The organism is Streptococcus sp. 3613, from assembly GCF_013277375.1.
Lineage (GTDB): Bacteria > Bacillota > Bacilli > Lactobacillales > Streptococcaceae > Streptococcus > Streptococcus pseudopneumoniae.
Genome location: NZ_VMMV01000027.1, coordinates 6985 through 20064 on the forward strand (window position 1 = coordinate 6985; position 13080 = coordinate 20064).

Sequence of the window (13080 nt, forward strand, 5' to 3'; positions counted from 1 at the left end):
TTTGATTTTCATTGAGTATCAGATTTAAGAAATTAACTTCCTCGTCTCCAGAAAATCGCTAAGACAATCATGGAACCTAGTACTGCCGGAATGATGGCAGTTCCTGCTATTATCGGTCCCCAAGTCCCAAAAAGCAAATGCCCTATAAAGGCACCAATCCAACCGAGAAACATTTTTCCAAAGCATCCCATACGTTCTCCACGATTGGTCAGAGTACCTGCTAAAAATCCCACTAGGAGACCAACGAACATACTTCCTAACATATTATCTCCTTAATTTACCCAATCTCCGTTACGGAAGAGTGGTACACGTGTCCCATCCTCACGGATACCATCGATATCCATTTGGTTAGAACCAATCATAAAGTCTACGTGAACATCTGAACGGTTAAGCCCCGCAGCTTCAAGCTCCTCTTCGCTCATCTCCGCTCCACCAACAACGCTAGTTGCATAGGCTGCACCGATAGCCAAGTGGTTTGACGCATTTTCATCGAAAAGGGTGTTAAAGAAGGTAATGCCTGACTGAGAAATTGGACTTGGATCTGGTACCAAGGCACATTCACCCAAGGCACGCGCACCCGCATTTTCAAAGACAAGGTCTTTCATAACTTGATCGCCCTTCTCAGCAGTGATATCTACGATTTGTCCATCCTTAAAGGTCACCTTAATGTCTTCAATGATATTTCCGTTGTAGCTAAGCGGTTTTGTAGAAGTGACATAACCATCTGCACGACGGAAGTCAGGCGCTGTGAAGACTTCCTCTGTCGGCATATTTGGCAAGAACCCTTCGTCCTGTGCATTGATAGCACCAGCTGATTCCCAAACGTGGTTCTTCGGCAAGCCAAGGGTCAAATCGGTCCCTGGCGCTGTGTAGTGAAGGGCTGAAAATTGTTCTTTATTAAGCATATCTGCCTTGCTCTTGAGGATAGCTGCATGCTCTTCCCAAGCTTTAACAGGATCTGCTTCGTAGACACGGCAAGTTTTGAAAATTTGGTCCCAAAGGAGATCGACTGCTTCTTCGTCGCTCGCAGCATTTGGAAAGACTTTCTTAGCCCACTCAAGTCCAGCAGCGGCTGCTACAGTCCAGCTAACCTTGTTGGATTGAGTTGCGATACGCATTGGCTTCATAGCAAGTCCCATAGCTTTAGCAGAAGCTGAAAGCTTGTCAGCGTCCACTCCGTTCAAGGCACTTGGATCAGATGAACGAACCCCAAGACGGCTAGCTTTGTTCTCCAAGAGATAGTTCATCTCAGCAATCTTGTATTCTGGCACATTGTCCAGACGCTCCATCGGTGCGTGGAGGAATTTCTCACGGTTGCTGACATCATCGGTCCACTGAACGATCACCTCATGTGCACCCAAAGCATAAGCTTCTTTCACAATCAAATGCGCCAACTCACGTTGCTCCACATCGATAGAAAGAGCCAAAGTGTGACCAGGTTGCACGTTGATTCCATTCGCAACCAACAATTTCGCATATTTTTCTAGATTTTCTTTAAAATTTGGTAAAACCATTCTGTTTTCTCTTTTCTATTTTTATTTTTCTTTCAAAGCAGAAAAGATTCCTGCTAAAGCAATAGCACCTGACAAGAATGCTGTCGATAGAAGAATTGTACGATCAGCAAGTTCTAATTGATATTCAAATAGCTTCTCAGCTGGCTTATCTTCTGCGAAAATTCTTAGTTTCATGAAATATCCTTTCTTATTCTTCATGCTCTCCTAGGTAGAGGCGTCGTGCCTCTGGACTATTTGTGAGGATATCTATATAGGTTTCATAGTCATCAGGTAGAGGCTTTCCTAAAGAGATATCTTGTTCTGGATTTATATTTTTCCCATAAAGAAAGCAAAGATAGAGACGTTCGTTGAGTGTTGGAAATACTTCAATAGACATATGTTCAGCCTGACCTACCCGATCCCAATCCTGTTCTTTGATATCTGATATGATATAGGATTGGAAGAGTCCCATAAGTGGATTATCCTCCGGTTGCCCACTGTCCTTATCCGCCAGAACCAAAGAACAGCATCGGCCAAAACCAGCTACTTGACGCTCCCGTCCCTTTACCGAAACAGTAATAGGATGCCCTCCAATATGGCTATAAATCCATTCTTTAGGCAGTTCATAATCTAGCAGGGGGGTAACTTCTTTGACAATCGCTACAGGACTGTAGCGTAGAAACTGGCGAGTAACAGCCTTACAAAAGAGGATATCCTCCTCTTTCAAGGTCACTCCCTTCCAATTATTTTCCTCGTTAAAATGGTTGAAAAATACTAGATAGGGATCACGCACCATTTGTGCTAATACGTAAACGCCATTTCGCAAACTTATGGAAATAACTTTCCCTGGTTTCCAGGGTGTTGCTCTTTTTTTCTTTTCCATCATGATACAACCTCAAACCTACACAAGACATTTCAAACTTTTAAAACAACTCATCAAACAAACTCAACTGGTTATCCTCTGGCATATTTCCAAGAATCCCCATCTCATCCATCTTTTCAACCAAGGTTGATGAGAGTCCACCACGCTTGCGTAGTTCTGTTTTAGAGAGGAATTCTCCCTCTTCACGCGCTCGCACCAACTGCTTAGCAACGTTCTCTCCCAGACCATCCATTGCTACAAATGGCGGGATGAGGGTGTCTCCATCGATGAGGAATTCAGTCGCATCACTGCGGTAGAGATCGAGTTTGCCAAACTTAAAGCCACGCTCCCACATCTCATTGACAATCTCAAGAGTTGTATAAAGATCAATTTCTACATTAGAGGCTTCATTGTTCTTCCGTTTTTCAGAGATTTCTTCCATTCTGCGCTTGATAGCCTCCAAGCCCGCCCCCATGGTCTTGATATCAAAAGCCTTAGCACGGATTGAGAAATAAGCACAGTAGTAATAAATGGGATGATGAACCTTGAAGTAAGCTACGCGCAAGGCCATCATAACGTAGGCTGCCGCATGGGCTTTAGGGAACATGTACTTAATTTTCCCACAGGATTCGATATACCACTCTGGTACCTTATTAGCCTTCATGGCTTCGATGTAGCCATTGCGTTCCTCTTCGGAAATCTTGAGCCACAATCCCTTACGTACCCGTTCCATGATGGTAAAGGCCATCTTAGGTTCGAGACCAGCATGCATGAGGTAAACCATGATGTCGTCCCGACAACCAATAACAGTCGATAGGTCTGCTATTCCTTGCTTAATCAAATCTTGGGCATTTCCCAACCAGACATCTGTACCATGGGATAGACCTGAGAGCTGAAGCAACTCCGCAAAAGTCGTCGGATGGGTTTCATCTACCATGCCTCGGACAAAGTTGGTTCCAAACTCTGGAATCCCCAGCATACCCGTAGGCGTTCCGATTTGCTCAGGTGTTACTCCTAGCACATCAGTCCCAGAAAAGAGTGCCATCACGCCTTCGTCATCCATAGGAATTTCATTAGGGTCAATCCCAGACAAATCCTGAAGTTTCCGAATCATGGTCGGATCATCATGTCCTAGAACATCTAGCTTGAGGACATTCTCATCGATATCGTGGAAGTTAAAGTGAGTGGTCTGCCATTCAGCCGTCACATCATCTGCTGGATACTGGACAGGCGTAAAATCATAGACATCCATGTAGTTAGGAATAACAACGATTCCCCCCGGGTGTTGTCCTGTTGTCCGCTTGACACCAGCGGCACCTTGAGCGAGGCGTTCTACCTCTGCGTCACGATAAAACTTGCCATAATCTCGCTCATAGCCCTTTACAAAGCCATAGGCAGTCTTGGCAGCCACCGTACCAACCGTTCCTGCACGGAAGGCATATTCCTCACCAAAGATATCACGCACATCCAAGTGGGCGCTAGGCTGGTCTTCTCCCGAAAAGTTCAAGTCAATATCAGGAACCTTATCCCCATCAAAACCAAGGAAGGTCTCGAAAGGAATATCTTGCCCATTTTTGCTGAGTTTGTGACCACAGTTTGGACAGTCCTTATTGGGCATATCAAAACCTGAACCGTAAGATCCATCGGTGATAAACTCACTATACTGACACTGACCACAGACATAGTGAGGAGAGAGAGGATTAACCTCCGTAATCCCAATCATAGTCGCAACGAAACTGGAACCAACAGATCCACGGGAACCAACCAAGTAACCCCGTTCATTGGAACGTTGCACCAGCATCTGCGAGGCTAGATAAATCACGGCAAATCCATTCCCCAAAATAGAGGTTAGTTCTTTTTCAATCCGCAAATCAACAATATCTGGCAACGGATTTCCATAAATCTCAAAGGCCTTCTTATAGGTTAATTCGGCAACTGTTTCTTCAGCCTTGTTGATGAAAGGCGTGTACAAGTCACCCTTAACGACCTCAACAGGTTCAAAGATTTCTGCTAAGGCATTGGGATTTTCAATAACCAGTTTACGAGCCAGTTCCTCTCCCAAGAAGGCAAATTCATCCAACATCTCATTAGTCGTTCGAAAATGAGCCTTGGGAAGAGGAGCGGGTTGGGCATGTTCACCATGACCAATGGTTCGGTTAATCATAGCCCCCTGTCCCAAACTACGGACGATAATTTCACGATAAATCTCTTCTTCCGGTTCGATATAGTGGACATTTCCCGTAGCCAGAACAGGCTTGCCAAGGCGGTCTCCAACCTCTATCAAACTCTTGATAATGGTCTGGAGTTCCTCCATATCCTTGACCTGCTCCTTGGCAATCAAGGGAGCATAAATAGCAGGTGGCATAACCTCGATAAAGTCATAATACTTAGCCACCTCAACCGCCGCATCCACACCTTGGGAAACGACTGCATCAAAAACTTCGCCTTCTGCACAAGCTGATCCTAAAATCAAGCCCTCCCGATGGGCATCTAGAACCGTTCTCGGAATCCGTGGTACCCCTTCAAAGTACTTGGTATTAGACAAGGAAACCAGCTTAAAGATATTTTTTAGCCCTACTTGATTCTTGACATAAATGGTCGCATGTTTAATCCGAGCTTTTTTATAAGAATCTGGACTAATCAAATCAATGTTTAGTCTATCCAAGTCGGTCACACCATGTTTTTCTGCCACCTCTTTGATAAAGATGAAAAGCAGACGACCAGTAGCTTCCGCATCGTAGTTGGCCATGTGGTGATGTTCCAAAGCCACACCAAAACGCTTAGTCAAAGGCCCCAAACCATGACGTTTGTACTCAGGATAGAGGTTTCGAGCAAACTCCAGCGTATCAATCACTGGCTGACTAATCTTTGGCAGACCATGACGCTCATAATTGGCATTCATAAAGCCAACGTCAAAGGTCGCATTGTGGGCGACTAGGACCGTATCCTTGCAAAATTCTTGAAATTCCTGTAACACTTGTTCCAGTGGTTTAGCATTTTTGACATGGTCATCTGTAATTCCAGTCAACTCAGTAGTAAACGCTGACAAGGGATGTCCAGGATTAATAAATTCATCAAATTCAGCAATGACATTCCCCTTGTACATCTTAGAGGCCGCAACCTGAATCAAATCATTATAGATAGCTGAAAGTCCCGTCGTTTCCACGTCAAAGACCACATAGGTCGCTTCTGACAAGTCCATCTCCACTTCGTTATAGACGATAGGGACACGGTCCTCCACGATATTGGCTTCCATCCCATAGATCAGCTGGATTCCCGCTTTCTTAGCCGCCTTATAGCCATGTGGGAAGGACTGGACATTTCCATGATCCGTGATGGCAACCGCCTTGTGTCCCCACTTAGCAGCTGTTGCAACGATTTCTTCTACCTCTGGCAAAGCATCCATAGTCGACATATTAGTATGAGCATGAAACTCAACCCGACGCTCACCTTCTGGCATCAAATCCTTCCGCTCATAGTGAACAACTTCCTGCACATCCTGTACGTTCATCGTCAAATCGCGTGTGAAGTTATTCATCTCCACATTCCCACGAACTCGGAGCCAAGAATTTTTCTTAATTAGATCAAACTTCTGGGCCTCTTCCTCATTCTTGACCCATTTTTGCATAGAAAAACTTGAAGTGTAGTCCGTCATTTTAAAGTTGATCAAAACACGCCCTGTTCTGGTCACTTTTTGCTCCACATCAAAAACAACCCCTTCAAAGACCAAACGATTTTCCTCCGTCGTCACTTCGATCATAGGAGTAATCTCCGCCTTATCCAGCTTGGGTTTAGCTGCAGCTTTTTTGGCTTGAAAATCAAAGGCTGGTTTCTCTTCCGCTGGAGGAGGTGCCATCTGTTCCAGTTGCTCCATAGCACGGAGCGCTTCCTCATTGGCAGCTTGAACAATCTGCTCATTTTCAGCATGAAAGGCCTCTTCCTGCTCTTGGGTTAGGATATCATTCTTCTCGACTTGACAGTTAAAAGTTGGAAAACCAAACTTTTCAAGTTGTTTGGCTAAATTTGGAAGATGATTCTTCTTAAAGTGTTCCTTATCAATCGCCTCGGAACCTTCGATAAAGAGCTGGTTCCCCTCCGCACGAACTTGCAAATTTTGATAAAGAGATTTAAAACCTTGACTAGCACATGGGCCTTCAGAGAAAGCCTCCCTATAGTAGGACTGCAAGAGCTGATTTGAAAATTCTTGAGACCGAGCCTTGATTTCGAAAACAGCTTTATTGCCTGTCTTAGAAAATTCTTCCCTCAAACCTTTCTTTATTTCTAAAAAGATTTCAATCGGTAAAATATTAGAAAATACGAAATGAAACTCCCATACCTTACTAATTTTATGAACCACAACTCGCTCAATATCAGCCTGTGATAAAGCAGGATCCTGTCTCATTTCAGCAGGCATCCCCAATTGATTCATCAAAATTTCAAAATTGTTTGACATTCATTTTCCTCACATTATTCTCCTACTATTTTACCATATTTAGAGGTATTTTCTAAAGACAAAAGGAAGCCACTAAGTGACTTCCTTCTAGAGCGAGGACTGATTAGTCTTCACCTTTGTTTTTCTTAATGATTTCTTCTTGTACTGACTTAGGTACATCTTCGTAGTGGTCAAATACCATCATGAATGTACCACGTCCTTGAGATGCAGAACGAAGAACTGTTGCGTAACCGAACATTTCAGCAAGTGGAACGTAAGCACGAACGATTTGGCTGTTACCGTGTGCTTCCATACCATCTACACGTCCACGACGAGCAGTTACGTGACCCATAACATCACCAAGGTTTTCTTCTGGAACAGTGATTGTTACAAGCATCATTGGTTCAAGGATAGCTGGTTGTGCTGATTTAGCAGCTTCTTTCAGAGCAAGTGAAGCCGCGATCTTGAAGGCAGTTTCAGATGAGTCGACATCGTGGTATGAACCATCGTAAAGTTTAGCTTTAACGTCAACCATTGGGTAACCTGCAAGAACACCGTTAGCCATAGATTCTACCAAACCTTTTTCAACCGCTGGGATAAATTCACGAGGAACCACACCACCGACGATTGCGTTTTCGAATTCGAATCCTTTACCTTCTTCGTTTGGAGTAAATTCAATCCATACATCACCGAATTGACCTTTACCACCAGACTGACGTTTGAAGAATCCACGTGCTTGAGTAGAAGCGCGGAATGTTTCACGGTAAGATACTTGAGGAGCACCTACGTTCGCTTCAACTTTGAACTCACGACGCATACGGTCAACAAGGACATCAAGGTGAAGCTCACCCATACCTGAGATAACTGTTTCACCAGTTTCAACGTTTGTTTCAACGCGGAATGTTGGATCTTCTTCAGCCAATTTTTGAAGGGCGATACCCATCTTGTCTTGGTCTGCTTTAGATTTTGGCTCAACCATCAATTGGATAACTGGTTCTGGAACGTTGATTGACTCAAGGATGATTTTAGCTTTTTCATCTGTCAATGAGTCACCAGTTGTAGTATCTTTCAAACCAACGGCAGCAGCGATATCACCTGAGTAAACAGTGTCGATTTCTTGACGGCTGTTAGCGTGCATTTGAAGGATACGTCCGATACGTTCACGTTTACCTTTAGAAGTGTTCAATACGTAAGAACCTGATTGAAGAACACCTGAGTACACACGGAAGAATGTCAAACGACCTACGAATGGATCTGTCATGATCTTGAAGGCAAGAGCTGCAAATGGCTCTTCGTCAGATGCTGGACGAGTTTCTTCAGCGTCTGTATCTGGGTTAATACCTTTGATCGCTGGGATGTCAAGTGGGCTTGGAAGGTAGTCGATAACCGCATCAAGCATCAATTGAACACCTTTGTTTTTGAAGGCTGAACCACACAATACTGGGAAGAATTCAACGTTGATAGTCGCTTTACGGATACCAGCTTTCAATTCTTCGTTAGTGATTTCTTCACCTTCGAGGTATTTCATCATCAATTCTTCGTCAGTTTCAGCAACTGCTTCAATCAATTTTTCACGGTATTCTTGAGCTTGGTCAAGGTATTCAGCTGGGATGTCTTCTTCAAGGATATCTGTACCAAGATCGTTAGTATAGATTTCAGCTTTCATCTTGATCAAGTCGATGATACCACGGAAGTCATCTTCAGAACCGATTGGCAATTGGATTGGGTGTGCATTTGCTTGAAGACGATCGTGAAGTGTGCTTACAGAGTAAAGGAAGTCAGCACCGATTTTGTCCATTTTGTTGGCAAATACGATACGTGGAACTCCATACTCAGTTGCTTGACGCCAAACTGTTTCAGTTTGAGGCTCAACACCTGATTGTGAGTCAAGAACGGTAACCGCACCATCCAATACACGAAGAGAACGTTGTACTTCGATTGTGAAGTCCACGTGTCCTGGTGTGTCGATGATGTTTACGCGGTGGTTGTTCCATTGAGCTGTTGTTGCAGCAGATGTGATAGTGATACCACGTTCTTGCTCTTGCTCCATCCAGTCCATTTGTGACGCACCTTCGTGAGTTTCACCGATTTTGTGGATTTTACCAGTGTAGTAAAGAATACGCTCAGTAGTTGTTGTTTTACCGGCATCGACGTGAGCCATGATACCGATATTACGAGTTTTTTCAAGTGAAAATTCGCGTGCCATGAGGTTTGTTTCTCCTATTTATTTTTGATTTCTATTCTATTATAACACGATTTTAATAAAAACGGATAGGCAGGACCTACCCGTTCTCAATGTTTTCATGCTATTGTTGGTTTCGACTTACGAGATGGTAAGTTGAGTTATAGCTAATACTAATCGATTTAGCTAATTTGAACCCGGGCTAAAAGCTCGGAAAATAGATAAGCTCTCCTAGAATCTTCGATTCTTCGTCAAGCTTCCTAATTTTCAGTCGCTTTTTTAACGCCCTTAGTATCTTAATCTTACCAACGGAAGTGTGCGAATGCACGGTTAGCTTCCGCCATACGGTGAGTGTCTTCACGTTTCTTAACAGCTGCACCAGTGTTGTTAGCAGCATCCAAGATTTCTTTTGCAAGACGGTCTTGCATTGTGTGTTCACCACGAAGACGAGCGATTGTTACCAACCAACGAAGTCCAAGTGTTGTACGACGTTCTGGACGAACTTCAACTGGGACTTGGTAGTTAGAACCACCAACACGACGTGCACGTACTTCAAGTACAGGCATGATGTTTTCCATAGCTGTTTCAAATACTTCAAGTGCATCGTTGCCAGTAGCTTCTTTGATTTGCTCAAAAGCACCGTAAACGATTGAAGCAGCTGTACCACGTTTACCGTCAAGCATAACGCGGTTGATAAGACGAGTAACTAGTTGTGAATTGTAAAGCGGATCTGGCAATACGTCACGTTTTGGAGCTCTATTTTTACGACTCATTTCTCTTTATCCCCTTTCCTTATGCTTTTGGACGTTTAGTACCGTATTTAGAACGGCCTTGTTTACGATCGTTAACACCTGCAGTATCAAGTGCACCACGGACGATATGGTAACGTACCCCTGGAAGGTCTTTTACACGTCCACCACGAAGAAGAACCACGCTGTGTTCTTGCAAGTTGTGTCCGATACCTGGGATGTAGGCAGTAACTTCGATAAGGTTGCTCAAACGTACACGAGCGAATTTACGAAGGGCTGAGTTAGGTTTTTTAGGTGTCATTGTTCCAACACGAGTTGCAACACCACGTTTTTGTGGTGAAGAAACGTTTGTTTGAACTTTTTTATGACTGTTGTAACCAACGTTCAAAGCTGGTGATTTAGATTTTTCTACTTTTGATTTACGCGGTTTGCGAACCAATTGGTTAATTGTAGGCATCTACATACTCCTGTGTTTTTTTATTTTTGGTGATGATACACTTGGTGACAGCTATCATCTGTGTGTACTTTTGCAACATTTGTCAGCACGTCCCTGTACACTCTTGAGAGACCAAAAGTAAAAAGTACCGTCTATTATTGTAGCAAAATTTTCCATTGGTTGTCAAGATATTTTTCTTTTTTATTGTTAATTTTAGCTCTGCGTAACTTCTCAAAGTAACTTCCACTTGCCTGATCGAAGTGGAAATTAGTCTAAAACGGATTTTTATGGTGGAATTAAGTGTGAGACTTTCCGTTCCATCGTTGATAATATGGGAAAAGGCCCGTCAACGATTTCAAAGGAAATTAAGCGCAATCGCATCATGCATCCAACATCCGTCAAATCTGATTGCACGGATTGCACACTTATCAAAAAGCTCCTTATGTCTGTAACAACGCATTTTTCTCATACTAAAAGCTAGGTTGTGGAAAACTGGAAGTTAGTTTTATATTGAATTGAAATAAGACATGAACAAATCTATTGGGAAAGTCAACTTAATTTCTAGAAATGTTTTAATAGCAACAACGTACTATTCTAGTTTCAATCTGCTATAGAAGTTACCCTTTTCATTCTCTCAAAAGCCAATCATAAAAGAGGAGAAATCGAAGTTTCTCCTCTTCACTGTTTACTCTCGAATCAAGTAAATCAAATCGTTACTCATTCACAATTTTTTCATCAACTTTAGGGTTTAGAGTTGTTCCCCAATGTGTAATTGTACGCTGTTGTACTAGTGGTAAGTCTGTGCGGTTGTAAACTGTACGCCATGGTTCCCATACAAGACCCGTCTTTTCTTGAACCTTGATGCGAAGATTACGGACATTTCCTCTAAATTGAATCTCTGTTTGGAAGCCTGAAGTTCTGTTTTTTCCGTTATCTTCCCATTGACGTGAACGGATTTCTGGATTTCCTTGTTCATCATATGTAATTTCATCCCAATAGATGTAGTAACGCGCAACATAAGCACCCTTATGATGAAGTTTCAAGAAGCCATTTTTGTAAGAAGTAACCTTCGTTTCGATATAGTCTGTACTATTTTGTAAAGTTGCTTGGGCATTATCTTTTAGGAAGGCAGTCTTATATGAGATTGGCACAGCTGGACTTTGAGCGCTAAAGTTAGCTCCTTCTCTGATGAGTTCCTTCAAGTTTTCGACTGTTCCTGTGACAACTTTGGCAGCACCGCTAGCATTACCTCCTACAATTACCGCTGTTACAGAAGTATTCTTCAATAGACGGCTCCATTCAGAATTTGGAGCAATTGTTGCACCTTTGATAACCGCATTGATAGCTGCTTTTAATTCAGTAGACTTACTTGTTGACTCAAACTTAACATAGATTTGACGTCCGTAAGAAACGTTTGATACATATACAGGTGGAGTTTGTGAATCAACGCCTCTTTGTTTTAAATCTTCAGGTGTCACACTCTTGTCAAATACAGCTGCTGGATTGGTAGGTGCATCAAATGTCGCTGTATAGTAGATTTGTTTAAAGTTTACAACTTCAATTTGCTTTTCACCCTTTTGCACAGCCTCAAAGTCAATCTTGAGCGGTGCGCCTGCTTTTTCAAAGTCTGCACCAAATTTTGCTTTCAATTGGTTCATGCTATAGGCTGTAGTTGATTCATACTGAACACGGGCAGGAACGGAATGGCTAGATGAGTAATTCTTTGTCCATCTTTCAACCAAGGTATTCATCGCAGACTGCATACCACTAGTTGTAGGATCTGCTTCAATTCGGCTGTCAGACTGAATCATCCCAGGTAAATCAACGCTGACTGTCCCCTTTGCACGGGCAAGACTAATCAATTCTGGCTGATTTTCTAGCAGATTTTGGTTTGCCTTATACAAGCCACCTAGGAAGACATTTTGATTTCCATTGATGGAAACATCTGCTGTGCCTGTAGAGAGGGTTTTCTTGATTTTTTCTACAACGACAAACTCTCCATTTTGTTCCTTAGCACTTGTGTTGTAGCGATTTTCTAAGGTTTCTCCCTTGCGAGTTAAAATATCCAAAGGATTATAAGTTAAGCCAAAAAGGTAGTCTTTCAATGCTGATGTTTGATCTACTACTGGTGCAGTTCTATCCTGTCCAACTTGAGTTGTTGCTGAACGGAATACTTCCACTTCTGCCAAGCTCAATGGGGTATTTTTAGTTTTCAACTCCACTTTTACATAACGAGCGTCTTTGGCAGTGAAGAAAACTTCAAGTTCTGCCTTCCCATTCAAACTATCAAAGTGTTGACGAGCAACTTCTTGTTTTGCTTCATTTAACAAAACAACATCAAAATTGGAAAGACGATTAGCTACATTCCCATCTCCACGATTGTAAAGTTTAACTTTTCCAACATTCTCTGTTTTTCCAAGATCAACTTGCCACCAAGCATTGTCTTCAAAGTTTGTATGCGTTACAGAATGGTGCCCATAGTCACTATCAACATTACCATCCACTGCTCGTGTAGCAGCTCCTCCATAAGCAGTAGAACTTTGACTAGCTTGTTTTCCACGAGCGATGTTTTCTGTCTCAACTGGACGATTCCCTTGCTCTGTAGCCAAAGCTACTCCCTGAGCGTTCAATAAAAAGGCCGCAACAACAGCACTACACACACCGAGTCCACACTTTTTGACAAAGCGATGCAAACGTTTTTCTTGATTCATTCCTTATTCCTCCGTTTTTAAATGAATACGTTTTCCTATTTGTTTATAGTCTATCAAATTTCAAGTAAAAGTCAAGCACAAACCAGCAAAAAAGTCAAGAAAATAAGAAGAAAACGTTTGCTGAATTTTTCTGATATTTTCTTTCGATTTCCAGTAAATACTATAGTTTGGAAACTAGATAACACTTGAAAAACACTAACTTTTTTCTTTTCCTA

At 42.6% G+C, this 13080-nt stretch carries 9 protein-coding genes and 1 pseudogene; 1 reads left to right on the forward strand and 9 read right to left on the reverse strand.

The window, feature by feature from the left end:
* Positions 1–32: 32 nt before the first annotated feature.
* The 8 genes from HT708_RS03210 to rpsL form a co-directional block, all read right to left on the reverse strand.
* A complete protein-coding gene (locus HT708_RS03210) occupies positions 33–263 on the reverse strand; it encodes a GlsB/YeaQ/YmgE family stress response membrane protein (RefSeq protein ID WP_000901572.1) in 231 nt (76 codons plus the stop codon).
* Between the two features lie 9 nt (positions 264–272).
* Complete coding sequence (locus HT708_RS03215) at positions 273–1514, reverse strand: aminopeptidase (RefSeq protein ID WP_172925975.1); 1242 nt, start codon at positions 1512–1514, stop codon at positions 273–275.
* 21 nt (positions 1515–1535) lie between these two features.
* Complete coding sequence (locus HT708_RS03220) at positions 1536–1712, reverse strand: hypothetical protein (RefSeq protein ID WP_172925972.1); 177 nt, start codon at positions 1710–1712, stop codon at positions 1536–1538.
* Positions 1702–2379: a hypothetical protein gene (locus HT708_RS03225; RefSeq protein ID WP_172925976.1), complete on the reverse strand. Its 678-nt coding sequence runs from the start codon at positions 2377–2379 to the stop codon at positions 1702–1704. The genes HT708_RS03220 and HT708_RS03225 overlap by 11 nt, the downstream gene beginning before the upstream one ends.
* A 37-nt stretch (positions 2380–2416) precedes the next feature.
* Positions 2417–6808 carry a PolC-type DNA polymerase III gene (locus HT708_RS03230; RefSeq protein ID WP_172925977.1) on the reverse strand — a complete coding sequence of 1464 codons (4392 nt, stop codon included), beginning with the start codon at positions 6806–6808 and terminating at the stop codon, positions 2417–2419.
* Positions 6809–6911: 103 nt separating this feature from the next.
* Positions 6912–8993, reverse strand: coding sequence for an elongation factor G (fusA, locus tag HT708_RS03235; RefSeq protein WP_000090345.1), 2082 nt, complete (start codon positions 8991–8993; stop codon positions 6912–6914).
* A gap of 278 nt (positions 8994–9271) precedes the next feature.
* A complete protein-coding gene (rpsG, locus tag HT708_RS03240; RefSeq protein WP_000087873.1) occupies positions 9272–9742 on the reverse strand; it encodes a 30S ribosomal protein S7 in 471 nt (156 codons plus the stop codon).
* 19 nt (positions 9743–9761) lie between these two features.
* Positions 9762–10175, reverse strand: a complete 414-nt coding sequence (gene rpsL / locus HT708_RS03245) for a 30S ribosomal protein S12 (RefSeq protein ID WP_001142332.1) — start codon at positions 10173–10175, stop codon at positions 9762–9764.
* 274 nt (positions 10176–10449) lie between these two features.
* Between rpsL and HT708_RS03250 the strand changes: the two are divergent.
* Positions 10450–10610: pseudogene (locus HT708_RS03250) on the forward strand (helix-turn-helix domain-containing protein); the annotation flags it as partial.
* A 257-nt stretch (positions 10611–10867) separates the two neighbouring features.
* On the opposite strand, the gene HT708_RS03255 reads toward HT708_RS03250, so the two are convergent.
* Positions 10868–12865: a thiol-activated cytolysin family protein gene (locus HT708_RS03255; protein WP_172925978.1), complete on the reverse strand. Its 1998-nt coding sequence runs from the start codon at positions 12863–12865 to the stop codon at positions 10868–10870.
* Between the last annotated feature and the right edge of the window lie 215 nt (positions 12866–13080).